Annotated in this window: 21 protein-coding genes and 1 pseudogene; 14 read left to right on the forward strand and 8 right to left on the reverse strand. The window is 61.8% G+C overall.

Going from position 1 to position 25,822, the window contains the following annotated elements; translation table 11 throughout:
- Positions 1 to 253 precede the first annotated feature (253 nt).
- The 6 genes from ACQ4MJ_RS08810 (at position 254) to ACQ4MJ_RS08835 (ending at position 4,615) form a co-directional block, all read left to right on the forward strand.
- Entirely contained in the window at positions 254 to 463 is a 210-nt protein-coding gene (locus ACQ4MJ_RS08810) for a hypothetical protein (protein WP_409887365.1), read from the forward strand.
- Positions 460 to 1,893, forward strand: a complete 1,434-nt coding sequence (locus ACQ4MJ_RS08815) for a TolC family protein (RefSeq protein ID WP_069103143.1) — start codon at positions 460 to 462, stop codon at positions 1,891 to 1,893. The genes ACQ4MJ_RS08810 and ACQ4MJ_RS08815 overlap by 4 nt, the downstream gene beginning before the upstream one ends.
- An 18-nt stretch (positions 1,894 to 1,911) precedes the next feature.
- A complete protein-coding gene (locus tag ACQ4MJ_RS08820; protein ID WP_069103144.1) occupies positions 1,912 to 3,324 on the forward strand; it encodes a multicopper oxidase family protein in 1,413 nt (470 codons plus the stop codon).
- 35 nt (positions 3,325 to 3,359) lie between these two features.
- The gene (locus tag ACQ4MJ_RS08825) at positions 3,360 to 3,863 is read left to right on the forward strand and encodes a cupredoxin domain-containing protein (protein ID WP_069103145.1); all 504 of its coding nucleotides are present in this window, start codon (positions 3,360 to 3,362) and stop codon (positions 3,861 to 3,863) included.
- 38 nt (positions 3,864 to 3,901) lie between these two features.
- A complete protein-coding gene (locus ACQ4MJ_RS08830) occupies positions 3,902 to 4,243 on the forward strand; it encodes a copper-binding protein (RefSeq protein WP_015012915.1) in 342 nt (113 codons plus the stop codon).
- 78 nt (positions 4,244 to 4,321) lie between these two features.
- The gene (locus ACQ4MJ_RS08835) at positions 4,322 to 4,615 is read left to right on the forward strand and encodes a hypothetical protein (protein WP_015012914.1); all 294 of its coding nucleotides are present in this window, start codon (positions 4,322 to 4,324) and stop codon (positions 4,613 to 4,615) included.
- Positions 4,616 to 4,712: 97 nt separating this feature from the next.
- On the opposite strand, the gene ACQ4MJ_RS08840 is transcribed toward ACQ4MJ_RS08835, so the two are convergent.
- Together ACQ4MJ_RS08840 and ACQ4MJ_RS08845 are read right to left on the reverse strand one after the other, a co-directional pair.
- Positions 4,713 to 5,273 carry a MerR family transcriptional regulator gene (locus tag ACQ4MJ_RS08840; RefSeq protein WP_370540300.1) on the reverse strand — a complete coding sequence of 187 codons (561 nt, stop codon included), beginning with the start codon at positions 5,271 to 5,273 and terminating at the stop codon, positions 4,713 to 4,715.
- Between the two features lie 101 nt (positions 5,274 to 5,374).
- Complete coding sequence (locus ACQ4MJ_RS08845) at positions 5,375 to 5,566, reverse strand: heavy-metal-associated domain-containing protein (RefSeq protein ID WP_094291608.1); 192 nt, start codon at positions 5,564 to 5,566, stop codon at positions 5,375 to 5,377.
- Positions 5,567 to 5,737: 171 nt separating this feature from the next.
- Here ACQ4MJ_RS08845 and ACQ4MJ_RS08850 point away from each other — a divergent pair, with 171 nt between their 5' ends.
- Positions 5,738 to 8,158: a heavy metal translocating P-type ATPase gene (locus ACQ4MJ_RS08850; protein WP_431152957.1), complete on the forward strand. Its 2,421-nt coding sequence runs from the start codon at positions 5,738 to 5,740 to the stop codon at positions 8,156 to 8,158.
- Positions 8,159 to 8,289: 131 nt separating this feature from the next.
- Here ACQ4MJ_RS08850 and ACQ4MJ_RS08855 read toward each other — a convergent pair whose 3' ends face one another.
- Positions 8,290 to 9,003: a DUF4158 domain-containing protein gene (locus tag ACQ4MJ_RS08855; protein ID WP_431152956.1), complete on the reverse strand. Its 714-nt coding sequence runs from the start codon at positions 9,001 to 9,003 to the stop codon at positions 8,290 to 8,292.
- Between the two features lie 189 nt (positions 9,004 to 9,192).
- The gene (locus ACQ4MJ_RS08860) at positions 9,193 to 10,260 is read right to left on the reverse strand and encodes a LacI family DNA-binding transcriptional regulator (protein WP_431152955.1); all 1,068 of its coding nucleotides are present in this window, start codon (positions 10,258 to 10,260) and stop codon (positions 9,193 to 9,195) included.
- A gap of 267 nt (positions 10,261 to 10,527) precedes the next feature.
- On the opposite strand from ACQ4MJ_RS08860, the gene ACQ4MJ_RS08865 reads away from it, so the two are divergent.
- The 7 genes and pseudogenes from ACQ4MJ_RS08865 to ACQ4MJ_RS08895 all read left to right on the forward strand — a co-directional run bounded on the left by ACQ4MJ_RS08865 (position 10,528) and on the right by ACQ4MJ_RS08895 (position 16,908).
- Entirely contained in the window at positions 10,528 to 11,211 is a 684-nt protein-coding gene (locus ACQ4MJ_RS08865) for an amino acid ABC transporter permease (protein ID WP_431152954.1), read from the forward strand.
- Complete coding sequence (locus tag ACQ4MJ_RS08870; protein WP_431152953.1) at positions 11,208 to 11,894, forward strand: amino acid ABC transporter permease; 687 nt, start codon at positions 11,208 to 11,210, stop codon at positions 11,892 to 11,894. Before ACQ4MJ_RS08865 ends, ACQ4MJ_RS08870 begins: the two co-directional genes overlap by 4 nt.
- A gap of 14 nt (positions 11,895 to 11,908) precedes the next feature.
- Positions 11,909 to 12,691 carry an amino acid ABC transporter ATP-binding protein gene (locus tag ACQ4MJ_RS08875; protein ID WP_176885919.1) on the forward strand — a complete coding sequence of 261 codons (783 nt, stop codon included), beginning with the start codon at positions 11,909 to 11,911 and terminating at the stop codon, positions 12,689 to 12,691.
- A gap of 62 nt (positions 12,692 to 12,753) precedes the next feature.
- Positions 12,754 to 13,548, forward strand: coding sequence for a transporter substrate-binding domain-containing protein (locus ACQ4MJ_RS08880; protein WP_431152952.1), 795 nt, complete (start codon positions 12,754 to 12,756; stop codon positions 13,546 to 13,548).
- A 92-nt stretch (positions 13,549 to 13,640) separates the two neighbouring features.
- Positions 13,641 to 14,183 (forward strand): VOC family protein, encoded by a 543-nt coding sequence (locus ACQ4MJ_RS08885; protein WP_431152951.1) that lies wholly within the window; start codon positions 13,641 to 13,643, stop codon positions 14,181 to 14,183.
- A gap of 84 nt (positions 14,184 to 14,267) precedes the next feature.
- Positions 14,268 to 15,548, forward strand: a complete 1,281-nt coding sequence (locus ACQ4MJ_RS08890; RefSeq protein ID WP_431152950.1) for a ribulose-bisphosphate carboxylase large subunit family protein — start codon at positions 14,268 to 14,270, stop codon at positions 15,546 to 15,548.
- 3 nt (positions 15,549 to 15,551) lie between these two features.
- A pseudogene (locus tag ACQ4MJ_RS08895) lies at positions 15,552 to 16,908 on the forward strand (four-carbon acid sugar kinase family protein).
- 85 nt (positions 16,909 to 16,993) lie between these two features.
- On the opposite strand, the gene ACQ4MJ_RS08900 reads toward ACQ4MJ_RS08895, so the two are convergent.
- The 4 genes from ACQ4MJ_RS08900 to lpdA all read right to left on the reverse strand — a co-directional run bounded on the left by ACQ4MJ_RS08900 (position 16,994) and on the right by lpdA (position 25,816).
- Positions 16,994 to 18,415 carry an aspartate kinase gene (locus ACQ4MJ_RS08900; protein WP_431152948.1) on the reverse strand — a complete coding sequence of 474 codons (1,422 nt, stop codon included), beginning with the start codon at positions 18,413 to 18,415 and terminating at the stop codon, positions 16,994 to 16,996.
- A gap of 198 nt (positions 18,416 to 18,613) precedes the next feature.
- The gene (locus ACQ4MJ_RS08905; RefSeq protein WP_431152947.1) at positions 18,614 to 20,692 is read right to left on the reverse strand and encodes a hypothetical protein; all 2,079 of its coding nucleotides are present in this window, start codon (positions 20,690 to 20,692) and stop codon (positions 18,614 to 18,616) included.
- A 267-nt stretch (positions 20,693 to 20,959) separates the two neighbouring features.
- The gene (locus tag ACQ4MJ_RS08910; protein WP_431152946.1) at positions 20,960 to 23,788 is read right to left on the reverse strand and encodes an EAL domain-containing protein; all 2,829 of its coding nucleotides are present in this window, start codon (positions 23,786 to 23,788) and stop codon (positions 20,960 to 20,962) included.
- A gap of 183 nt (positions 23,789 to 23,971) precedes the next feature.
- Positions 23,972 to 25,816, reverse strand: coding sequence for a dihydrolipoyl dehydrogenase (gene lpdA / locus ACQ4MJ_RS08915; protein WP_431152945.1), 1,845 nt, complete (start codon positions 25,814 to 25,816; stop codon positions 23,972 to 23,974).
- Between the last annotated feature and the right edge of the window lie 6 nt (positions 25,817 to 25,822).

The raw sequence follows: 25,822 nt of genomic DNA on the forward strand, positions 1-25,822 counted from the left end.
GAGACCTCCTTGGCGCTGCGAGTGGCCGCCAGTGTGCCCGCAGATTTGCGCCTTTCTTGAACATGACAAAGATGTAATTGAGGCGTTATCTATTTGGAAGCCATTGACTCACACAATGCGTTGCATCAAAACGCATGGTGAATCTATGAGAAATTCCTGGCTTTCACGACTTAACTCAATCCCCTGGCTGGCCGCTGCACTGCTGGCGCCTTCGCTAGCCTTTGCTCAGATGCCAGACGGTGCACCCCCGAAAGTGGACTACCAACTTTCGTACCGATCAGCTCTGACAGGCTATGAGGTCTACAAAGAGCAATCCGTCCAGCCCTGGAAGGCTGCCAACGACAAGGTAGGCGAAATTGGAGGATGGCGCGCCTATGCCAAGGAAATGCGCCAGCCCGCACCCGCAGCGGACCAGGGCCAACCAGCCCAAGGCCATGACGCACACCACGGGGGCAAACAATGATCCGTACCCTTCGCATGCCCCGCGCCAAACTAGTGATCGCTGTTGCCGCAGTGGCGGTCTTGTCTGGCTGCGCCAGCGTGAATCTGGAGCAAAACCTCTCCAGCGCCAACGCGGCGACAAGCGGTTTCACGGACGGCGGACTTACTCTGGCCCGGGACCGGAATGAGCAAGATGCCTTGCGCCAACGCGCCTCGGACCTGTTGGCCAAACCGCTCAGTCAACAAGATGCCGTTCAACTCGCTCTGGTCAATAGCCCGTCCCTGCAAGCCATCGTGGCTCAAAACTGGGCGGACGCTTCCACGGCGGCCCAGTCCGGCCGCATCGCCAACCCTATTCTGAGCCTGGAGCGCGTTCGGCTAGGCAGCGAGACGGAGATCGGACGCCTCCTTTCCTTCGGTCTGCTTGACCTGCTGACCTTGCCCATGCGCAAAGGTATCGCCGAGCAGCGTGTCAAACAGACTCAGCTGCGCCTCAGCAGCGATGTAGTGGACCAGGTGACCCAAGTGCGCCAAGCCTGGGTCCGCGCTGTTGCCGCGCAACAGACGTTGACTTACACCCAACAGGTTGTCGCAAGCGCTCAAGCCAGCGCCGAGTTGGCCAAGCGCATGCAGGCAGTCGGTAATTTCAACAAGCTTGACCGTGCACGCCAGCAAGCGTTCTATGCCGACACAGCGACCCAGCTGGCCACCGCCCAGCACGGGGTCACAGCGGCCCGTGAAGAGCTGGTGCGGATGCTGGGCCTTGATGACAACCAAGCCCAGCAGCTCAAGTTGCCTGAGCGCCTGCCGACGCTGCCCAAGGAGCCGCTGTCCCCAGCAGATGCTGGCCGTCAGGCGTCCAAGGGGCGGCTGGATCTTCAGATCGCGAAGGCCGACTATGACGCAGCCGCACGCGCGCAAGGCTGGAACACGATCACGACCTTCACGGACATTGAACTGGGTGTACGGCGCGACTCTGTCTTCGATGCAGCCGAGAACACCCACTCGACGCGGCGCGGCTTCGAGATCAGTCTGCAGCTGCCGATCTTCGATTGGGGGGGCATGCGACGCGATTCCATGAACGCGCAAACCCTGGCCGCTGCCAACCGCCTGGAGGCCACAGCCCGCGCGGCGGGCTCGAACTTGCGCGAGAGCTATTCCGCGTACCGCACGGCGTATGACATCGCGCGCCACCACCGCGACGAGGTGATCCCTCTGCGAAAAACCATTTCTGAAGAAAACCAGCTTCGCTACAACGGGATGCTGATCAGCGTCTTTGAGTTGCTTGCCGACTCCCGCGACCAGGTGAACTCAGTGATGGCGGCTCTGAACGCCGAACAGCAGTTTTGGCTAGCGGACGCAGCCCTTCAAGCCTCCCTCATCGGCAAACCCACCAGCGCAGGTGTCTCGGGCGGTGGCGCAGCCGCAGCCGAAGCTGGTGCAGGTCACTGATCCCTCAAGGAAACCAACATGAATTCAAGAAGAGATTTTTTCCGATTTGCTGGCATTGCTGGGGGGGCTGTGGCCGCAGCGAGTGTGAGCCGGGTGGCGATGGCCGCTCTGCCAGAGCCAGTGTTCCAGACGAGTGCAGACACCATGGCGCCGCTGGTGCCCAATTCGGGGCGCCCCTACAACCCCGTGGTCACGCTCAACGGCTGGACGCTGCCGTGGCGCATGAACCAGGGGGTCAAAGAGTTCCACTTGGTGGCAGAACCCGTGGTGCGCGAAATGGCGCCCGGTTTCAAGGCCCACCTGTGGGGATACAACGGCCAGAGCCCAGGTCCCACCATCGAGGTGGTGGAAGGCGACCGCGTCCGCATTTTTGTGACCAACAAACTGCCCGAGCACACCAGTATCCACTGGCACGGGCAGCGTTTGCCTAATGGCATGGACGGCGTGGCGGGCTTGAATCAGCCAGCGATCCAGTCCGGCAAAACCTTCGTCTACGAGTTCGTTGCGCGCCGTCCGGGGACATTCATGTACCACCCCCATGCCGACGAAATGACCCAGATGGCCATGGGCATGATGGGTTTTTGGATCACGCATCCCAAGACCAAACATCCGCTGATCGACGAAGTGAACCGGGACTTCTGTTTCCTCCTGAGCGCCTACGACATCGAGCCCGGCGCCGCGACGCCCAAGGTCGCGGAAATGCTGAACTTCAATTTGTGGACCTGGAACAGCCGCATCTTTCCTGGCATCGATTCCTTGAACGTCCGGCTCAATGACAAGGTGCGGATTCGCATCGGTAATCTCACCATGACCAACCACCCGATGCATTTGCACGGACACGAGTTTCTGGTAACGGGCACGGACGGCGGTCCCACGCCCAAGAGCACCCGTCTCTATGAAGTGACAACCGACGTGGCCGTGGGCCAGATGCGCCAGATTGAGTTCCTCGCGGACGAAGAAGGCGACTGGGCGTTCCACTGCCACAAGAGCCACCACACCATGAATGCAATGGGTCACGACATTCCCACCATGATTGGCGTGGACCACCGCGGCGTTGCCAAGAAGATCAACAACCTGATCCCCGACTACATGGTCATGGGCGAGCGCGGCATGGCAGACATGACGGAAATGGAAATGCCCATTCCGGACAACACCATCCCGATGATGACCGGAGAAGGCCCGTTCGGCTCGGTCGAAATGGGCGGAATGTTCAGCGTCCTCAAAGTACGCCGCGACCAGAAGCCGGGCGACTACAAAAACCCGGGTTGGTACAAAAACCCGGAGGGCACGGTGGCCTACGAGTACACCGGTCCGATGGCGGAGCCTGCCCGCTTCAAGGCGGAAGGCGGCCAATCCATGCCCCGCAAAGAGAAGTCCAGTTCGGACACCGTCGTCAAGGTCAAAAAGCCGTCCTCGCACGGCGGCCACTGATCGCCTGCTTTCCCCATCAACAACCCAAGGTAAATATGAAACGCACCCTTTCCCTGATCGCTGCCTCAACCCTGGTGGCTCTGTCTTTCAACAGCTTTGCGGGTGGCAACCACGGTGGTGGTCACGACGGCGGCGGCGCCCACGGCCATGGCAGCGCTGAATCAGCTATTGGCCAGCCCGGCAAAGCTGCCAAGGTGACCCGTACGATCAACGTGGACATGGCGGACACCATGCGCTTCACGCCTGCAGCGATTTCCGTCAAGCAGGGCGAAACGGTCAAGTTCGTGATCAAGAACAGTGGCCAGGTCAAACACGAGTTCAGCTTGGGCACCGATGCCGAACTCAAGGAACACTACGAGACGATGAAGAAGTTCCCGGATATGGAGCATGACGAACCCAGCAAAGTGTCGCTGGCCCCAGGCAAGCAAGGCGAAATCATCTGGCAGTTCACAAAGGCTGGTGAAGTCAAGTTTGCCTGCCTTTACCCAGGCCATTACGACGCGGGCATGAAGGGCCAGGTCACGGTGGTGAAGAAGTAAGCGGAAAAGCCTTCTACGCGATTGAACAAGGAGTTCCTATGAAAAACGCAAACAGTCTTTTGATCGGCGCGATGTTGTCGCTGGCCGCACTCATGCCGTTGTCAGCCACGGCGCAAGCCTCTGGAGACGCCGGAAGAGCCGCAACCACGGCCGCAGCCTCCATGACCGATGGAGAGGTGCGCAAGATCGACAAGGACGCCGGAAAAATCACCATCAAGCATGGCGACATCAAGCACTTGGAGATGCCGGGGATGACCATGGTGTTCACAGCCAAGGACAAGGCCCTGCTCGACAAGGCGCAGGCCGGCGACAAGATCCGCTTCATGGTGATCAACGAGGGCGGAAAGATGGTCGTCACTGCCATCGAGCCTGCCAAGTAAGCGCAAAAAGTGTCTCGCTACGCCCTCAAGAAAAGGGGGCGTTCTTCTGTTCGCACGTCAACCCACCAAGGAAAAATCATGAAAACGCTCCTTATTGCCCTCGCCATGACAGCAGCATCGTCCGCATTCGCCGCTGGCGACACCCAGGAAGCCACGCCCTATACCAACTCCAAGGCGCAAGCGCATGGCGAAGACCACAAGAAAGCCCGTCCTGCAACCGGTGTGAAGCAGATCAAGGATGGCGGTACAGCGCGAGGTGAAGGCTCTGGCCTTGCGGACACCAGCAAGGCCGAAGCCCGTGGTCAGGAAAAGGCCAATGCGCGTGAAGCCATGCCGCACAAGGAAGCCACTCCGGGCTCCACGCCTAAGTAATGCAAACAGGTGGGCCACAAGCGTGGCCCGCCCAAGTACGGGCTGGCCGCAATCGTGGTGCAAGGTGATGGCTCTGCAAGCCACCTCACGGCCTAGTTCAATGCCCGCTCCGATGCACGTGTACGCCACGCATCCATGTCATGAGATCCAAATGACTGGTTGTCGGCTTGTTGGTTACCCCAGAGTGAGCGGGGGTGGCCTTGGCACCGCGACGCTTCGGTTTGACAAAGCTAGCACTGTGATTGGGGGCCGAGGGACTGTCTGCGGCGAGGTTTTCCAGAATCGCGCAATGGGCATGTTCGTCACCTGCGCACACAGAAACCAACTGCTCTAACGCCGATTTCATCTCGACAATTTCCCGTAGCTTTTCCTCCAGATCTGCCAGATGGCGCTCGGCAATCCCTTTTACCTGCCGACTGGTGCAGTGTGTGTCGCCCCATTGGCCGATCAGCTCTGCAATCTGGGGCATGGAGAAGCCGAGGCGGCGCGACTGCCGGATGAAGCGCAGTACCGAGACTTCACGTTCACCGTATTTTCGATAGCCGGCCTCGCTGCGTTCGGCTTCCGGCAACAAACCTGTTTGCTCGTAGTGGCGGATCATCTTGGCCGATACGCCTGCCGCCTTGGCTGCATCGCCGATGTTCATGAGTGTGGTCACGGATGCTCCTGTGCAATGGAATAACACGGTAGCAAGGACTTTCGTCCTTACCACCGTGTCAATGTCAAGCGCTCTGAATATTACGTTCTGTAAAGCCTAGATCAGGCGGGCGGATATCCAGCTTCGGTCAGTACCTCGACCAGTGTCTTGCGATCTTCCGCACTTTGCACAGTGACCATACGTTTGGACATGTCCACCTGCACTTTGCATTCAGGGTCTGTCATCTGCAGCGTCTGGCTCACCATCCCAGCGCAGTGTCCGCATGTCATGTCGGGGAGTTGGAATTCATGCATTTTTCGCCTCTTGGAAAAAGTTAAGAGGCTTTCAGTCTCCGGTTTGCCACTGGGGCAAGGTCAAGTGGCCAGATAGATATCCAAACAAGGAGCGCCGGCTCGCTTGCGTCTCCCATCGTGTCAACCCTGAAAGTTCGAACTCTGCCGGTTAACGCCGGAGTTGAACACCACATGGAGATTGCTATGAATACCTCTGCCCATGAAGCGGGGCCGTCCGCCTCACTATCGATCGCACACCTGAATCTTCCGATACTTGGCATGACCTGCGGCTCTTGCGTTGGACGGGTTGAAAAGGCTCTCAAAGCCGTCCCTGGGGTCCGTGAGGTGACCGTGAATATTGCTACTGAGCGCGCCTCCGTGGTTGCCGCCTCAACGGTGCCGGTCCCGGCCTTGGCTGCGGCTGTCGAAAAGGCTGGATACGCAATAGCGGAAGAGTCCGTGGAGCTGTTGATCGGTGGGATGACCTGCGCGTCGTGCGTGGGACGTGTCGAAAAAGCGCTGAAGGGTGTACCAGGCGTCAAGCACGCGGAAGTCAATCTAGCCACGGAGCGTGCGCAGGTTCGTTTTGATGCAGGATTGCCTCCCGAGCGCCTGGTAGCCGCCGTTGTAAAGGCGGGCTATGAGGCACAGGTTGCGGATACGAGCACTTCCACTGAACACGACAAGCAGTCAGCGCCCTGGTGGCCTGTCGCTCTCGCCGCTGGTCTGTCCTTCCCCCTGGTATTGCCCATGCTTGGCATGCTGTTCGGTCAAGACTGGACACTCAACGGCTGGATTCAACTGGCCTTGGCCACCCCTGTGCAGTTCTGGCTGGGCGCGAGGTTCTACCGCGCTGGCTGGAAAGCTCTTGGTGCAGGCGCAGGCAACATGGATCTGCTGGTCGCATTGGGTACGTCGGCCGGGTACGGCTTGAGCTTGTACCTGCTGTTCAAGCACGCTGAGCACGGGACGCCCCACCTGTACTTTGAAGCCTCCGCTGTCATCGTCACGCTAGTCCTTCTCGGGAAGTGGCTGGAAGCCCGAGCCAAGCGGCAAACCACAGAAGCGATCCGGGCGCTAAATGCGCTGCGCCCAGAAATTGCGCGTGTGCGCACTGATGCCGGTGACATTGATCTACCACTCTCACGCGTGAAAGTAGGTGATATGGTGGTTGTCCGCCCCGGGGAGAGAGTCCCGGTAGACGGCTCGGTGATCGAAGGCGCAAGCCAGGTGGATGAGTCATTGATCACCGGGGAGAGCCTGCCTGTGGCGAAGCACGTCGGTGATAAGGTGACGGGAGGCTCCGTGAACGCGGAGGGCTTGTTGTTGGTACGGACGACTGCGATAGGCGCAGAGTCAACTCTGTCGCGCATCGTGCGGATGGTTGAGTCGGCGCAGGCGAAGAAGGCTCCCATCCAGCGGATTGTGGATGAAGTGAGTGCGGTCTTTGTGCCCGTGGTGCTCGGCCTTGCTGCCATCACCCTGGTGGGCTGGGGACTTGCAACTGGCAACTGGGAACAGGCGATCCTCAATGCTGTCGCGGTACTTGTCATTGCGTGCCCTTGTGCGCTGGGTTTGGCGACTCCCACCGCGATCATGGCGGGCACCGGCGTTGCAGCACGCCACGGTATTCTGATCAAGGATGCAGAAGCACTGGAGGTTGCCCACCACATCGACACCGTGGCGTTCGACAAGACCGGCACCCTGACCGAGGGGAAGCCCACTTTGACGGCTGCGATGCCTGCCGAAGGCCTCCAGGATCAGTTGCTGCCGTTTGCTGCGGCCATTCAGAACGGCAGCGAGCATCCACTGGCCAAGGCCGTGATGGACGCTGCACGCACCCAGGGTGTGACCGTTCCTCGTGCCACTGAGGTCACAGCGGTAGCTGGCAGAGGCATGTCTGCTGTCATCAAAGGACGCCAGATCCGCCTCGGGAGTACACGTTACATGGAGGAGTTGGATGTCAACATGGCCAGTCTGACCGGGGCTGCAGTACAGATGCAACAAGAGGGCCGCACAGTATCCTGGTTGGCTGACGTGACTGATGCGCCAGAAGTGATGGGTTTATTGGCATTTGGAGACACAGTGAAGCCCAGCTCACAACAGGCCATTGCCCAACTGCATGCTCTGGGCATCCAGACCGTCTTGGTCACCGGGGACAACAAGGGAAGCGCAAGCGCAGTAGCCAGCGCGTTGGGCATCGATCAGGTTCGTGCTGATGTGCTGCCGGAAGGCAAGGCGGATATCGTGGCGCAGCTCAAGTCAGGTGGCAGGCACGTTGCGATGGTGGGTGACGGCATCAACGACGCGCCCGCTCTGGCTGCGGCGAATGTGGGAATTGCCATGTCCACGGGCACCGACGTGGCCATGCATGCTGCGGGGATCACGCTGATGCATGGTGACCCCGCGTTGATCGCAGATGCCATCGACATCTCTCGGCGCACGTACGCAAAGATCCGTCAGAACCTTTTCTGGGCATTCGCGTACAACGTGGTCGGGATCCCCTTGGCTGCATTTGGCTTGTTGAATCCCATGGTGGCGGGAGCAGCTATGGCCCTCAGCAGCGTGAGTGTGGTGACCAATGCGTTGCTGCTGCGTTCTTGGAAGAGGTAAGGACTAGCGCCAGATCCGACAACGGATCCTGTCAGATGTAGACCGCGTATGTCCATCGCTATCCGGTCGAACTCAAGAGGTTCTGTGAACGTGCTGATGGTGCACATCTGGTGCGTGGGGGTGAGCGTGGGTCATAGGCACTCGATTTTCTTGGTGACCTCGCTCAGCGTGAGCTGCCCGTGCTTCCCTGGGGGTGTGCGCAGCCACTCCAGCACTGTGTGACCGCCGGGCCCTGATCGCTTTGAGAATGCGTGCGAGAGAGCCGCCAGAACCTGTTTGGGTGGCGCACAGGTGCGGACCGCTGCGATTGCTGCATTCTCCTGTTCAGCAAATGCCGTGCGCGCCATGTCGCGCAGTGTCCGGTCACCAGGCAGGACGAGCCGTCGATCAAAAAGCCAGTGTTCTGACTGTTGGATCAGGTCATCGACTGATACCGCTGAGGCGGAAAACTCCCCCAAAGCATCTGCCAGGAGCGGTTTGGTGGTGTCATCTACTACCGCGAAGCCGACACGTTCCCGAGCCCAGAGCTGGTGCTCGTATCGCGTGTCCTTGTCCTTGTACAGCGAGGTCACCGAAGCGATATCCGTCGCATGCATACCAAGCGCTGAGGTCAGGTACCGCAGCAAAACGGAGGGGAGGCCTGAAAAGGCATCGGGGTGCCGCCCGGTGGCGCGCAGCATGACCAGTTGGACTGCAGCGCCAAGGCGTGCAGTCCCTCTGAACCGGGGCGGGCGCAGCTCCTGGATGTCTTCAATGCTCAGCCCAAAGCACTCTTCGACTTCCCGCTTAGATAGCGATTTTGGCAGGGTATCGGCGCCAACGAAACGTAGGTAGTAGCTAGACAAGCTGGTCCTCCCGTGGCTGGCGTGGTCGCAAGCCTGCTGCAGTCTACGTATTCGCTACTGATAATTCCAGACAATAAAAAATTGCGGGTTAACCCGTAGCTCTTAACCGGGTTTTCTGCACGGAAAGTGAGATCACCCCAATACAGAGCCCGCCTGTCGACCTGCCTCCAATGCGGCGCAGCACCACCCCTACGGCAAATTCTCCCGAAATATCACCTGGCTCCGCGTAGTCTCCACCCCACTCGTCGGCTCCCGCCCATCCCGCAAGTTGGCAAAGATCCGCACGCAGTTCATCACCGCGCCCTGCGGGTTCTGCGTGATCACCGCGTCCATCGTCCCGTCGATCAGCAGCGCCCGCGTATCTGGCGTGAGCCCGTGGCCGATGAACACGATCTTGCGGTCTGCGCCCGCCTCTTTCAGCGCCCGGCCGATGCCTTCGGCCCCGCCGCCGATGTTGTAGATGCCTGCCAAATCATCGTGCTGCTCCAGCAGGGCGCGGGCCTGGCGGTAGTTGCGTTCGGCGTCGTCCTGGCCTTCGCGCACGCCCACCACCTGTACCAGGGGGAACTGCTCTTCAAACAGGTGCAGAAAGCCCGCCTCGCGCTCCTCATGGGCGCGGTAGCGCAGTGATCCAACAATCATTGCCACATGCGCCTTGCGGCTGTGGGCCAAGGGGCCCATGAAGCGGGCGATCAGGTAGGCGGCGGTGCGGCCTGCGGCGCGGTTGTCCAGGCCCACGTAGGCCACGCGGCGCGAGTTGGATAAATCCGAGATCAGCGTGACGGTGGGCACGCCCTGCTCTGCCAGCTGGGCCACGGCCTCGCGCACCACGGGGTGCTCCAGCGCCATGAAGGCGATGCCGTCGCAGCGCTTGCCGTAGTGCAGCAGCGCTTTGGCCAAAGCGTCGGGGTTGAAGCTTTCGATATACGCCGCCTGGCAGCGCACGTTGAACGGTGCCCAGTGTTCTTGCGCGTAGCCGATCACGTCGCCCAGCATTTGCAGAAAGCGGTTGCTGCCCTCGGGGATCAGCACCATCAGGCGCAAGGGCTGCGGTTGCAGCGCTGCGTGCAGCTCGGCCTGCGGCAGGTAGCCCAGGGTGGCTGCGGCCTGCAGCACCCGCTGCGCGGTGGCGTTGCGCACGCCCGAGCGCTGGTTCAGCACCCTATCGACCGTGGCAGTGGACACGCCGGACAACTGGGCGATGTCGGGGATGCGCGGGCTGCGGGGACTGCTGGGGTTGGGCGGGTTTTGGGCCATGTGCAATTCAATCAAAAACCATCATTTAGTTTGCTGGTATTTGATGGATTCCGCGGATAGTATCACTGGGCGTTCGATGCTGAAAGGCATCAAAAACCATCAGTACAAACCCTAGGTTGCAGCGGCCAAGACCGATTGCGCAGGAGACAAGACATGCCTGATACCCCAACTCGCGCCGCGTGCCGCGCCCCGGGCTCGCCCGTGCCCTTCGTGCCGTTCGTGACCAGGCGCCCCGCCTGCGTGCGCTGAAGCATCGCCGCCGCGTCCATGCAATACGAGTTCGACTTTGCCAGCGTGCTGGCCAACTGGCCCCAGTTTCTGGAAGGGGCCGGGATGACCATCCTGCTGTCCTTCCCGGCCACGGTAATTGGTTTTGTGGGTGGCACGCTGCTGGCCATTGGGCGGCGCGGCGACACGCGCTGGCTGGCCAAGGCCTGCGGCGCATATGTAGAAGTGCTGCGCAACACGCCGCTGCTGGTGCAGGTGTTTCTGGTGTTCTTTGGCTTGGCCAGCCTGGGCTTCAAGGTGTCGGCGTTTGCTGCGGCGCTGCTGACGCTGGTGATCAACGTGGCGGCCTACACCTGCGAAATCATGCGGGCGGGCATGGATTCGATCCACAAGGGCCAGATCGAGGCGGCCGAGTGCCTGGGGCTGACGCGCCGGCAGGTGTATTGGCATGTGGTGCTGCGCCCGGCGATGGAGAAGGTGTACCCCGCGCTCACCAGCCAGTTTGTGCTGCTGATGCTGGCCTCGTCCATCACCTCGCAGATTTCGGTGGAGGAACTCACGGCCGTGGCGGCGCGGGTGCAGTCCGAGACCTTCCGCCCGTTTGAGGCCTACATCCTGGTGGCGGTGGCGTATCTGGCGCTGTCGCTGCTGATGCGGCTGGGGCTGTGGGTGTTCGGGCAGATCGTGTTCACGCGCCAGCGCAAATTGGGGAACGCCAAATGATTGACGGTGGACTGAACTCGTATCACCTGCAGTACCTGCTGTTCGGCGCGCTGTGGACCATTGGCCTGTCGCTGATTGCGTTTGTGGGGGGCGGCCTGGCCGGGGGCGTGATTGCGCTGTGCCGCGTCAGCCCGATCAAGGCCGTGCGCTGGGCGACGATTGCGTGGATTCAGATCATCCAGGGCACGCCGCTGCTGGTGGTGCTGTTCCTGTGCTACTTCGGCCTGTCCATTGCGGGCTTGGAGCTGCCCGCCATCGTGGCGGCCAGCATTGCGATGATTGTTTACGTCAGCGCCTATCTGGGTGAGATCTGGCGCGGGTGCATTGAGTCGGTGCCGCGCACGCAGTGGGAGGCGGCCGAATGCCTGGCCCTGTCGCGCACGCAGCGCATGCGGCTGGTGGTGCTGCCGCAGGCAGTGCGCATTGCCACGCCGCCCACGGTGGGCTTCATGGTGCAGATCGTGAAGAACACCTCGCTGGCGTCCATCGTGGGGTTTATCGAGCTGGTGCGTGCGGGGCAGCTCATCAACAACTCCATCTTTCAGCCTTTCACCGTGTACCTGCTGATCGCCATCGCCTACTTTGCGATGTGCTACCCGCTGTCCGTCTGGAGCCGCAAGCTGGAGCAGCGCCAGCAGTTTGGAAACCGTGGCCCAGCCACTGTGCCTGTGACCACCGCATGAAACGAGAAGACACCATGAACCTCGCCCGAGACGCTGCCGCGCAACCCTCCCAGCCAGCGGCCTCGCCTGCGCAGCCCGTCGTTGAACTAAAGGACGTGCACAAAAGCTTTGGCAGCAACCAGGTGCTCAAGGGCGTGTCGTTTGCCATTCCCCGGGGCCAGGTGGTGGCCATCATCGGCAAGAGCGGCTCGGGCAAGAGCACGGCGCTGCGCTGCATTGACCGGCTGGAGATCATCGACAGCGGCACCATCAATGTCTGCGGCCACGCGGTGCACGACCCGGCCATCGATCTGCGCCAGCTGCGCCAGGACGTGGGCATCGTGTTCCAGAGCTACAACCTGTTCCCGCACCTGACGGTGGAGCAGAACATCACGCTGGCCCCCAAGGCCGTGAAGAACCTGCCCGCAGCCAAGGCACGCGAGATTGCGGCCCGCACGCTGCAGCAGGTGGGCCTGGCCGACAAGGCGCAGGCCTACCCCGAGCAACTGTCGGGCGGGCAGCAGCAGCGCGTGGCCATTGCCCGGTCGCTGGCGATGGAGCCGCAGGTGATGCTGTTTGACGAGGTGACTTCGGCCCTGGACCCGCAACTGACCGGCGAGGTGCTGCGCGTGATCGAAGCCCTGGCCCAGGGCGGCATGACCATGGTGCTGGTCACCCACGAGATGGAGTTTGCCGCCCGGGTGGCCGACACCATCATCTACATGCACGAGGGCAAAGTGTGGGAGACGGGCCCAGGCGACATGCTCAAGAACCCACAGACCGCCGAGCTGCGCGACTTTCTTTCTCACGGGCTTTGAGTTTCAGCTTCAGCCCTGCCCCTTTCGATTCCCTATTCAAAAACCACCAGGAGACAACCACCATGACCGCTTCCCTCATCCTCCGCCGCACCTTGCTGGCCATGGGCGCCGCCGCCCTGTGCATGCCCGCCATGGCCGAGCTGGCCGACATCAAGTCCGCCGGCAAGCTGCGCGTGGGCATCGACTTTGGCGCACCGTTCTACGGTTACGTGGACGACAAGATGAAGCCCGTGGGCTCCGACGTGGAAGCGGCCGAGCTGCTGGCGAAGGACCTGGGCCTGACGCTGGAGATCGTGAACACGACCAACTCCGCGCGCATTCCCAACCTGCTGTCCAACAAGGTGGACCTGATCATCTCGTCGCTGTCGATCACGCCCGAGCGCCAGAAGGCGGTGGACTTCTCCATCCCCTACGGCGCCATCCAGGCGGCAGTGGGCGCGCCCAAGAGTTTGAAGCTCACCAGCATCGAAGACCTGGCCGGCAAGACCGTGGCCGTGACCCGTGGTGGCCCGCAGGACAAGATCGTGACCGAGCGCGCGCCGCAGGCCAAGGTGGTGCGGTTTGATGACGAATCCGCCTCCATCACCGCGGCCGCCACCGGCCAGGCCGACATCGTGGCCATCACGCCGCCAATCATTGCGGCCATCGCCAAGAAGAACCCGGCGCGCGACTTCGAGACCAAGTTCATCCTGCAGTCGTACCAGCTGGGCATGGCCATGCGCAAAGGCCAACCCGAGCTGATGGCCGCCGTGAACGGCTGGATCAAGACCAACCTGGCCAACGGCAAGCTGAACGACATCCATGTGAAGTACGCGGGCGTGCCGATCCCCAAAGAAATCATCGACGGCGCCAAGTAAGCAAATAAAGCAAGCCTGCAACCTGGGCGGCGCCTGACGGGCCCCGCCCGGCTGCGCCCTGCCCTGACGCATCACCACCAAAGGAAATTTTTATGAGCCGTCATTTCGGCGCCATCCGCCAGCTTGGCTATGTGGTCCACGACATCGAAGCCGCCATGGACTACTGGAGCAAGACCCTGGGCGTGGGCCCCTGGTTCTACAACCCGAAGGTTCCGATCAAGAACTACGTTTACAAGGGCGAGCGATACGAGCCGCACAACTCGGTGGCGCTGGCCAACTCGGGTTATGTGCAGGTCGAACTGATCCAGACGCGCAACGATGTGCCGTCGATGTACCGCGACTTTCTGCAGGCCGGGCGCACCGGGCTGCAGCACGTGGCGTATTGGACGAGCGACTACGACGCAGACCTGGCGCGGCTGACGGCCCAGGGCTTCAAGACGGTGATGAGCGGCGAGGTGGGCGAAAAAGGCCGCTTTGTCTACTTCGACACCGAGTACCACCCGGGCACCGTGATCGAGCTGTCGGAAGTGGCCGGGCCCAAGGGGCGAATGTTCGACCTGATCCGTGCGGAGTCGGAAACCTGGGACGGCATGACCGACCCGGTGCGGCCGTTTCCTGATCTGTCGAAGATCTGAAGAAGGTCTGATTTTTAAGCCAAATTGGCCTCTAGCGCTTTTTCCATAAGCGCTAGCAGATATCAAAACAGTAGTTCACCCACCATGTCCCCAGACCGCTTTGAAGCCACCTACCTGATCGAGACCCCCCTGGACCCCGCCCATGTGGCCGAGGTGCTGGCGGGCGAGCAATCGTGTGGCACCTTCACCCGGGTCGAGGGCGAGACCGACGCGCTGCGTGAACGCTCCCGCGCCACGGTCGAGTCGGTCGAGCTGCTGGATGTGGCGCCCGCTCCGTCGCTGCCCAACGGCTGGATGCAGCGGCGCGGCATGTTCGACACACCGCAGACCTGGCAGCGTGCCCGGCTGCGCGTGAGCTTTCCGTGCGACAACATTGGCCCCAACCTGCCCACGCTGGCCGCCACGGTGTCGGGCAATCTGTACGACCTGGGCGAGGTCACCGGCCTGCGGCTGGAGTCGATGAAACTGCCCAGCGCCTACCGCGCCCAGTTCGACATGCCCCGCCACGGCATCAGCGGCACCCGCGCGTTAACCGGCGTGCAGGGGCGCCCGCTGATCGGCACCATCATCAAACCCAACGTGGGTTTGTCGGCCGAAGAAACCGGCGACCTGGCAGGCCGTCTGTGTGCGGCGGGTGTGGATTTCATCAAGGACGACGAGGTGTGTGCCAACCCGGTTCACGCGCCGCTGGCCGACCGCGTCAAAGCCGTGATGCGCCGCGTGCGCGCCCATCAGGACAAAACCGGCAAGCTGGTCATGGTGGCCTTCAACATCACCGACGAGACCGACGCCATGCGCCGCCACGCCGACCTGATCGCGGCAGAAGGTGGCAGCTGTGTGATGGTGAGCCTGAACTGGTGCGGCTATTCGGCCGTGCAAACCCTGCGGCGCCACACCCCGCTGGCGCTACACGGCCACCGCAACGGCTACGGCGCGCTGTCGCGCCACCCGCTGCTGGGCTTCTCGTTCAACGCCTGGCAGACACTGTGGCGCCTGGCCGGTGTGGACCACATGCACGTGCATGGCCTGCAAGGCAAGTTCTCGCAGACCGATGAAGAAGTGATCGAATCCGCCCACGACACCCTGGCCCCGCTGTGCGAAGGCCTGGACGACCGCGTGTTGCCCGCCTTCTCCAACGGCCAGTGGGCCGGCACCGTGCCTGCCACGTGGGACAGCATCCAGTCCAACGACCTGCTGTTCATGTCCGGCGGCGGCATCCTGGCCCACCCAGACGGCCCCGCTGCGGGCGTGGCCAGCCTGCAGCAGGCGTGGGATGCGGTGCAGAAGGGCGAAACCCTGGCTGAGCGCGCTGCACACGCCCCCGAGCTGCGCCGGGCCATCGAATTCTTCGGCAAGAAGCCCTGAACCATGACCACCACAGCCCCCCGGTTCGGCTGGTACGGCGACGACTTCACCGGCGCCACAGACACCCTGGCCGTGCTGGCCCAAGCGGGCCTGCGGTCCATGCTGTTCATGGGAGTGCCCAACGCGGAAGCGTTGGTGGCCGCCGGTCCGCTGGACGCCATCGGAATTGCCGGAGCCGCGCGGGCCATGGCGCCCGACGCCATGCGCGCCGAGCTGACCGGTGTGGGGCAATTTTTCAGGCAAATTGCGCCCACCGTGCTGCACTACAAGGTGTGTTCCACCTTCGACAGCGCACCGCATGTTGGCAACATTGCCTGCGCCATCCAGACCCTGCATCCCAGCGTGGACAACCGCTGGGTGCCCATCCTCGGAGGCCAGCCCAGCCTGGGCCGATACTGCGCGTTCAGCAATCTGTTTGCCGCTGCCGGGACGGGTGGAGCCGTCTACCGCATTGACCGGCACCCGACGATGCACCGCCACCCAGTGACCCCCATGGCCGAGGCAGACTTGCGCATGCACCTGGCGCAACAAGGGTTGCAGGGCATCACGGCGTTGCATTACCCGTTGTTTGAAGCGGATACAGGGCCAAACGCGGCAACCTTGCGCACCGCACTAGGCACGCTTCTGGACAACGGCCCGGCCGATCTGCCCGATTTGCCGTTCGTGCCCACGTTGCTGGACCTGACCAGTGCAGACCAGCTGGCCAGCGTGGGGCGCCTGCTCTGGCAACAGGCACAACGCGCGCGCCTGCTCGCCGTGGGGCCCAGCTCCGTGGCGCAAGCGCTGATCGCTCACTGGGGAGCCCACGCAAGCCACCCCCCCCCCCGCCTTGGCGCCATCGACTGGCCCTGTGTTCGCCTGGGCGGGCAGCCTGTCACCCATCACTGCGGCCCAGGTCCAGGCCGCAGCGTCTTACCAACGCATCCCTGTGGACGCGCAGCGCCTGGGCACCGACGCAGCGTACGCCCAGGCCACCCAGCGCGCGATATGTGCCGGGCTGCAGCAAGGCCATCATGTATTGGCCTACACCGGGCCTGCGGACGGCGCCCATGCCCCCGCCGGTGGCGCATTGGCAGCCGTCGCCCCCGCCAGCGCGGCCCTGGTAGCCCGCGTCGTGCAGGCGCAGGCCGACAACGGCACGCCCCTGGGGCGCATTGGCATTGCGGGGGGCGACACCTCCAGCCACGCCGTGCAGGCGCTTCAGTTGTGGGGCTTGTCGTACCAAACGACGGTCTGCCAAGGGGTCACGCTGAGCCGCGCGCACAGTGCAAACCCGTCGCGCGACGGGCTCGAGCTGATGCTCAAGGGCGGACAGATGGGGGGGACGGACCTTTTCGAAAGGCTGCTGGGCGCGGGCTGACGGAGACATTCAGGCGATAAAAAGCCCGCACATGGCGGGCTCCTCATGGAACGGCATAGCGGCAGGCATGCCTGCAGCTACTTCTTCAAACGCGCGGAACGGGAGTTCCTGAGTTCACGCACAGCGCCAGGTTCAGCGCCTTGATCGCGGTCTTGTAATCCTCGCGCTCGATCACGAACTGCATGTTCACCTGGCGCAGGGTTTGCGACACGCAGTTCACGTTGACCTGCGCATCAGCCAGCGCCTGCGCCGCCTTGGCCAGCACGCCCGGGATACTAATGTTGGAGCCGATGGTGCACACGATCGCGCTGGGCTTGATCGTCACGACCTGGTAGCCCTCCTGCAGCTCGGCCACCAGCTCGGGCGTGACCTGGTTGTCCCACACCAGATGGGCGATGGAGTTGGCGTTGGTTGCCTTCAGGATGTAGCTCACGTCGTGCTTGCAGAACACGTTCATCAGGCCCGCATCAAAGCCCACCGTGCCCACCATGCTGGGGTCGTGGATCTCGATCAGCGTGACCTTGTCGGTGCCCGTGACGATCTCCACACGCGCGCGCTCACCCACAAAATCCTTGGTGATCAGCGTGCCGGGGTGGTCGGGCTCAAACGTGTTCTTCAGGCGGATGGGAATGCCAGCCAGCTCCATGGGCTTGGCGGCCTTGGGGTGGATGGCTTCCATGCCCACGTCGGCCAGCTGGTCGGCCACGTCGTAGTTGGTGGCGCCCACCACGATGGCGTTTTCGAGGCCTACGAGGTTGGGGTCGGCGGACGAGAGGTGGAATTCCTTGTGGATCACGGCCTCGGCGGGGCGCACTTCCACGGCGATCTTGCTGAAGGTGACCTCGGAATAACCGCGGTCAAACTCGCGCATGATGCCTTCGGTGCCCTTGGTATAGCCAGTGGCCACCACCACCTTGTCGCTCAGGTCCAGGCCCTTGAAGCTTTGCGCAATGCGCTCGTCAATGGTCCAGGCTTCGTTGTCGTCAAAACCGGCCAGGTCCATCAGGATGGCGTTGACGCCATTTGCCTTGAGGATCTCGACCGAGTTGAACGCGCTGTGCGACTCGCCAATGGAGGCCAGCACTTCCCGCGCGGCCAGCAGCACATCCTTGCGGCTCAGATAGCCGCTGGCGAGCACGTGCTGCATGGCGTTCAGATATTCACGCGCCTGGCCAATGCGCTGGTCGATGAAGGCATCGGCCACATCCAGCGGCAGGCCCAGGTCGGCGTAGCCCGCGTTCAGCTTTTTGAGGCTGGCGGCCAGTTGGGTCAAGGCGTCCTGGTAGCCCTTGCCCTCTGCAAACAGGGCATAGATGCCGCGCTCGCCCGTCTTCTTGTGCTCCAGCAACTGGTTCGTCACGCCAGAGTAGGCAGACACCACATAGATCCGGCCATAAATGCGCTTGGGATCGTGCAGCATGATGTGGCGCAGCACATCGCCAAAGGCGGTCATGGAGGTGCCGCCGATTTTCTCGACAGAGATCTTGGAGGAGTTGACGTCTGACATGGACAAGCTCAGAGGAGCAAAAGTGATTGGGAGGCCGGGCGGATGTTCTGCCCCAAAGGTAGCGGCAGAAAACCCTCTATTTTCCACGACTTTTGTCCGGGCACTTTGACGCAGCCCCCAAGGAGGCGGCTTGATTTCGCTACAGCGGGCTGCCAGCAGCCATCCCGCAAGGAGAATGAGCCGCCAGCCTCTTCTGTGTTACAGATCAGCCCTCAACACCCCATTGCGCGTCGTAATAAAGAGCGCGGAGTCTTTCAGCGCAATGCCTTCTGGGGGAGGAATCACACTCGGCAAGGCGCCAGGTACAAAACCGTACTTTCCAACCGTGCCAACCACGGTGCTCACCACACCACTGGTAGTGATCTTGCGCACCAACGCATTGTTGCGATCAGCCACATACAAGTTGTCCTGACCATCGATCTTGACATCCACGGGGAACCAGAATTTAGCCTGCGCCGCCGCCCCATCGCTGTAGCCAAGAACGCCGGGTTGACCGGCGATGGTGCTGACCAAACCCGCTGGAGTAACTTTGCGGACCACATGATTGGCGGGATCCGCCACATACAGATTACCTGCAGAGTCCAGCGCGCCACCGCCAATGGAAGAAAACCGAGCGGAATCCCCCATGCCATCCACCAGGCCCTGAACGCCCGCCCTGCCAGCCAGCAGACTCACGGTCTTGTCCGAATTGATCTTGTAAATTGCTCCATACGGCCTTGTCGGCACAAAAATAGGCAGGCCTGCGGCCGGTACTGTTGAGCCTGCGGCTACATACACCGCCCCGGAGCTATCTACCGCCAACACCTTCAATCCATCGGGAAGACTCTCGCTGCCTTCAAAGAATGATTGGACTGTGCCGTCGGGAGCAATCACTCGAATGCGCTTCCCACCGCCGACATAGGTATTGCCTCGTCGACCTACGGCCGCTCCGCTCATCGCATTTTGATATTCCATGCGAACGATACTCGTTGTGCCGCCTTCTGGGCTTATGCGGCGCAGAGAGTAGGAGTCGTCAATGTGGCCCGACAAGTGGCTGTTGGGATTAACGAACCGGTCGAGTACGACCAGATTGCCATTCCCATCGATGGATGGGCTGCGCGGATCAGAGAACTGTGCAGCGCTGCCAATTCCATCCCCCTCACCCTCCAGTCCCTTGTGGCCCGCATAAACACTTTCAACACCTTGAGCATCAATTTTCAGGATGGCAGTATTCCCAAAAACAGGTGCATTTCCGCCAGCTCCGAGCGCAGACAGGTAGAAGTTTCCAGCTGCATCCCGTGCAAACCCGGTAAAGCTGTACGACCAGCCTGAACTCCATGTCTGTGTTGGCTGCCGAACAGTGGAGACCAAACCAGCAGGCGTAACTTTACGGATAGCACCGTTGCCTTCCAACACGTACAAGTTGCCCACGGCATCCATCGTGATGGCTTGAAGTTCCACAAAACGCGCAGCGCTACCCTGCCCGTCCACAGCCTGGCTTGACTCTTCCGAGCCGGCCAGTATCGTCATCTCGCCCGCAGGCGAGACTTTGCGAATCACAGGCTGGTTACGGTCAGCGATATAGATCGTCCCCTGTGCATCCACCACCAAGCCAGAGGCCAGGTAGACAAACGAAAACGCCGGAGTGGGTAGCCCCCGCGAACTGATGGCATTGACCAAAGTCTCCATTTGGCCGTTTGCCCCCAGCTTGCGCAGCTGGTTATTGGCGGTGAAATACACCGTACCCGCAACGTCCACCGCCAAAGGTTTGCCAACATGGCAGAAAACCATCGATGAACTCTGGCAGTTCCCATTGGTCGAGACGTTTGCCAGCGTGGTAACCGCGCCTTGAGGCGTCACCTTGCGTATGTATTCTCCGTTGTCAGAAACGTACCAGTTGCCCTTGGTGTCCGCCGCAATAAATTGCGGATTCAGAAACTTGGCGGCTACCCCTTGCCCGTCAGCGAATGCCGCGACCATATCGCCACCGGCAGCGGTACTCACGGTGCCGTCAGAAGAAATTTTGCGCACCGCGTGGTTGCCAACCTCGGCCACCATGAGATTGCCCGCGGGGTCCACCGTCAGACTTTGGATGCCATAGAAGGTTGCGTTGCCGCGAGCTCCATCCAGGTTTCCAACACCCCCCACGTCACCCGCAAACAGGGCGATTTTTCCAGCCACTGCCGGTGGTGGGCTGACGTTGTCTCCTCCGCCGGAACCGCCACAGGCCTGCAAAGCTACGAGACTCGCAAACGTTACCGCGTGCCCGGTGAAGCGGGCCAAGTTCATCCATTTCAAAGTCGACTCCCTGGTTTGTGGGCGCCAAGCCAAAATTGGCTTGCGCCTTCTTCACTGTATTCACGGCAACTGGGCGTGGGAGCCCAGTCCGGAGCAAGTGTGTTGTCGAGAATACTGGATTGAATGGCCCGACCCCATGTCAGTTTCCACCTGTAACAATGAGCCCAATGCGCCTTTGATAATCTTCCAGGCGAAAAAAGCCCCCTGCAGCAGCCCATGCAGAGCTGCGCGGTGCGGGCGGATCGTGGCCAGCCCAGCGGGCTCCTGTCAGGCGCCAAACATGCCCAGCAACTGCTCTCGTGGCACCGCTTTGCTGAACAGAAAGCCCTGAGCCAACTGGCATCCTTCCGCCGCCAGGAAGTCTGCCTGCTCGGGCGTTTCCACGCCTTCCGCCACCACCTCCTGGTTCAAGCAGCGCGCGATCGACAAGATGGCCTTGATGAGCTCGGCCCTGAAATGGTCAGTGGTCGCGGAGTGGATGAACGATTTGTCGATTTTGAGCGTATCGATGGGGAAGCGGGCCAGATAGGACAGCGCCGAATACCCGGTGCCGAAGTCATCGATCGCGATGGTGGCCCCCATGTCGCGCAGGGCCTGCAGAGCCTTGACTGCAACACCGTCCTCGTCAAGGAGCAGGCTCTCGGTAATCTCAAACTCCAGCCACTGGGGCTTGCAACGCGTTTGGGACACGATTTCCTTCACCTGCGCCACCAGGCCGGAGGCCTGGATCTGGCGGGCCGACAGATTGACCGCCACCTTGCGTGGCTGTGTGGCCCCGGCATTCCAGGCGACGGCGGTCGAGCAGGATTCGCGCAACACCCAGGCGCCCAGCTGGTTGATCAAGCCAGCGTCTTCTGCCACCGGGATGAACAACTCCGGAGACACCTGGCCCAGGCGAGGATGCGTCCAGCGCAAAAGCGCCTCACAGCCGACCGTTGCGCCGGACGCCAGCAGCACCTTGGGCTGGTAGTGCAGCGCCAGTTCACCGCGCTGGAGCGCTCGGCGCAGGTCGAACTCCAGGGTCAGCCGCTGCTGGGCATGCTCGGTCATATCCCTGGAGTAAAACCGGAAGCTGTTTCGCCCGGAGCGTTTGGCGGAGTACATCGCCGAATCTGCGTACTTGAGCAGCTCTTCTGCCGTCTCGCTGTCCGTCGGGTACACCGCAATACCGACACTGCAGGAGACGAAAATTTCCTGCCCCTCCAGCCAAAAGCTCTGGTTGAAGGCGGTCTTCACCTTCCCCGCCACACGCGCCAGATGGCTGCCGGTATGGATCTTTGGCAACAGCATGCCGAACTCGTCCCCTCCCAGCCTGGCTACGGTGTCATAAGTGCGCACACTGGCGCGCAGGCGCAGGGAGACCTCCTTGAGCAACGCGTCTCCCGCCGCATGGCCCATGGTGTCGTTGATCTGCTTGAAGCGGTCCAGGTCCACCACCATCACACCCGCCTGAGCGCGGTGGTAGGCCGCATCCTTCAGCATTTGCGCCAGCCGGTCATGGAACAGCACGCGGTTGGGCATCCCCGTCAGCGCGTCGTAGAAAGCCATCTGGTGGACCTTGTCCTGGTAGGCCTTCAGTTCACCGATATCCCGCCCCACCAGCAACACGCTCGAGACGCTGGCGTCGTCGTCCAACTCGGGGGTCAAACTCACCAAACTGCAGATTCGGCGCCCCAGCGCATCGGACCATTGCAGCTCCAACTCGACAGGCGTCTTGCTGTCCACCACCTGCACCAAATGTTGCGCCAACTTTGCCCCAACCTCTTGCCCCCAGAGCGCATGGGGCGAGCATCCCAGCGCGCCGGTGTCAAGCCGCCCCACCGCCTTCAGCAACACCGGGTTGGCATACCGGCAGCCGAACTGAAGATCAAAACGGGCAATCACATCGGGAGAGTTTTCGACCAGGGTACGGTACTCACGCTCCCGCAAGGTCAGCTCATCCTGCAGTTCCAGCCGTTGCGTTACATCGCGGGAGACCGTAATGAAATGTGGGCGCGCATCCACGCTGGTGCGCATTTGCGATACCGACAGTTCAAACCAGCGCGGGCCCAGAGAGGTCGCAACCGATATGACATGGCCCAACGACACGCCTTTGTGCTCTGCCTCCGCAAACGCCATCTCGGCAATCGCCACACTTTCAGGAGACAGCACTTCCTGCAGCGTCCGCCCCAGCAAAGCCTCCCGGCTGGCCGCCAATAACTCGGGGTTGCGCGTCCAGATATTCAGGTAACGGCCTTCCCGGTCGGTTTCGAACAACAAATCCGGAAAGGCATCAATCACCCCCTGGGCAAAGGCCAGCGCTTTCTGAAGTTCACTCTCGGTGTGCTTGCGGTCCGTGATATCTCTGGAATATCCCACCGTGCCCACCACCTTGCCATGCTGGTGCAGCGGAGACTTCCACACCTCCATCCAGCGCCGCTGCCCGTGCTCATCGACGTACAGCTCTTCCACGTAGTGGGCCACGCCCGCCGCCATGACAGCCTTGTCGTCGGCCACATACGTTTCCGCCAAATCCTTGGGGAAGAAATCGAATTCAGTCCGGCCCTCCAGTTCCGCCGTGGAGGCCACCCGCGCCACTCTGGCGTACGCGATATTGGCTGCCAGCAAACGGCTGTGCTCGTCCTTGAGCCAGACAAAAAATGGGAACTCGTCCAGCAGGGTGCGCCAATACTGCTGGCGCTGCTGAAGGGCCTCCTGCATTCGTTGGGCTTCCGACATGTCGCGAACGATGGAGACGGCAAACAAGCGCCCCTCCCGCCGCAGCGTCACACCGTGCACCTGCACGGCAATCTGTTTGCCGCTCTGGGTCTTGTGCACCGTGTCGATGACAAAAGCCTGGCCCTCCGGGCTTTGCAGTATTTCCTGGCACCGCTCCCTGGAAATGTTCGGATCGATGTCCGGCGGCCCCATCGTCAGCAGCGCCTCGCGGCTGTATTCCAGGGCGCGGGTGGCGGCATCGTTCACATAGACGAAGCGGCCCTCTTCGCCCAGTATAAGTACGGCATCCTGATACAGGTCCAGCCCCTTACCCAGCAGCACCCAGGCAAGGTTCGGGTCATCGTCAGGCTGAGCGGCGATGGTTGGCGTTACGGGCATCCTGCTTCCAGATCAACAATCTGCTGGTGGTCGTCGTACGCCCGCCTGGGAGACCGGCGATCGCTTCAGTCAATACCAATCAGCAACATTTTGCAACGATTGCAGGGGCGCGCAATGCGCAAAAGCCCGAACCGTTACCGGTTCGGGCTTTGTCTACTAGCTAGAAGCTGAGAAGCTGGCTACTTATTTCTTCTGCGGCGGAACATCCGTGCAGCTGCCGTGCGCAATCTCCGCCGCCATGCCGATGCTTTCTCCCAGCGTGGGGTGCGGGTGGATGGTCTTGCCGATGTCCACGGCGTCGGCGCCCATCTCGATGGCCAGGGCAATCTCGCCGATCATGTCGCCGGCATGCGTGCCCACCATGCCGCCGCCCAGGATCTTGCCGTGGCCATGGGCCTCTGGCGAGTCGTCGAACAGCAGCTTGGTCACGCCCTCGTCGCGGCCGTTGGCGATGGCGCGGCCGGAGGCCGTCCAGGGGAACAGGCCCTTCTTGACCTTGATGCCTTGCGCCTTAGCCTGGTCTTCGGTAAGGCCCACCCATGCCACTTCGGGGTCGGTGTAGGCCACCGACGGAATCACGCGGGCGTTGAAGGCGGCGGAGGCCAGTTCCTTGTTGCCCTGCAGTTCACCAGCAATCACTTCTGCCGCCACATGCGCCTCATGCACCGCCTTGTGCGCCAGCATGGGCTGCCCCACGATGTCGCCGATGGCGAAGATGTGCGGCACGTTGGTGCGCATCTGGATGTCGACGTTGATGAAGCCACGGTCCGTCACGGCAACGCCTGCCTTTTCGGCGGCAATCTTCTTGCCGTTGGGTGTGCGGCCCACAGCCTGCAGCACCAGGTCATACACCTGCGGCTCGGGGGCGGTGCCGCCCTCTTCTGCCGGGGCGAACGTGACCTTGATGCCTTCCGGTGTCGCTTCGGCGCCCACCGTTTTCGTCTTCAACATGATGTTGTCGAAGCGCTTGGCATTCATCTTCTGCCAGATCTTGACGAGGTCGCGGTCGGCGCCCTGCATCAGGCCGTCCATCATCTCGACCACATCCAGGCGCGCGCCCAGCGTGCTGTACACGGTGCCCATTTCGAGGCCGATGATGCCGCCGCCCAAAATCAGCATGCGCTTGGGCACTTCCTTGAGCGCCAGGGCGCCGGTGGAGTCGACCACGCGTGGATCGTCGGGCATGAAGGGCAGGCGCACGGCCTGACTTCCGGCGGCGATGATGGCCTTCTTGAAGGCGATGACCTTCTTGGTGCCCGTCTTCTCTTGCGCAGTGCCGGTGGTTTCTTCCACTTCTAGGTGGTTGGCACCCACAAAGGCACCGTAGCCGCGCACGGTGGTCACCTTGCGCATCTTGGCCATGGCGGCCAAGCCACCGGTGAGCTTGCCGATGACCTTTTCCTTGTGGCCGCGCAGCTTGTCGATGTTGACGGCAGGGGCGCCAAAGTCCACGCCCAGGTCGGCCATATGGCTCACTTCGTCCATGACGGCTGCCACGTGCAGTAGGGCCTTGGACGGGATGCAACCCACGTTCAGGCACACGCCGCCCAGGGTGGCGTAGCGCTCGACGATGATGACCTTGAGGCCCAGATCGGCCGCGCGGAAGGCAGCCGAGTAGCCGCCGGGGCCGCCGCCGAGCACGAGCACGTCGCAGTCCATATCGGCAGTGCCTGCAAAGCTGGATGCTACCAAATTGATAGCTGCTTGCGCTTGTGGGGCGGGCGATGGGGCCTGTTTTTGCTCAGAAACTGCGGGTGCCGGGGCTGTAGCAGGCGCTGGAGCTGCAGCGCCCTGCACTTCCAGCGTCAACACCACCGAGCCTTCGGCGATCTTGTCGCCCAGCTTCACTTTCAGCTCCTTCACAACCCCAGCATGGCTGGACGGGATCTCCATGGAGGCCTTGTCGGACTCCACGGTGATCAGGCTTTGCTCGGCCTTGATGGTGTCGCCGGGTTTGACCAGCACTTCGATGATGGCCACTTCGGCGAAGTCGCCGATGTCGGGCACCTTGATGTCGATGATTGCCATGGTGTG

Origin of the sequence: Acidovorax facilis, assembly GCF_050626955.1 — a bacterium.
Classification (GTDB): domain Bacteria; phylum Pseudomonadota; class Gammaproteobacteria; order Burkholderiales; family Burkholderiaceae_C; genus Acidovorax; species Acidovorax facilis.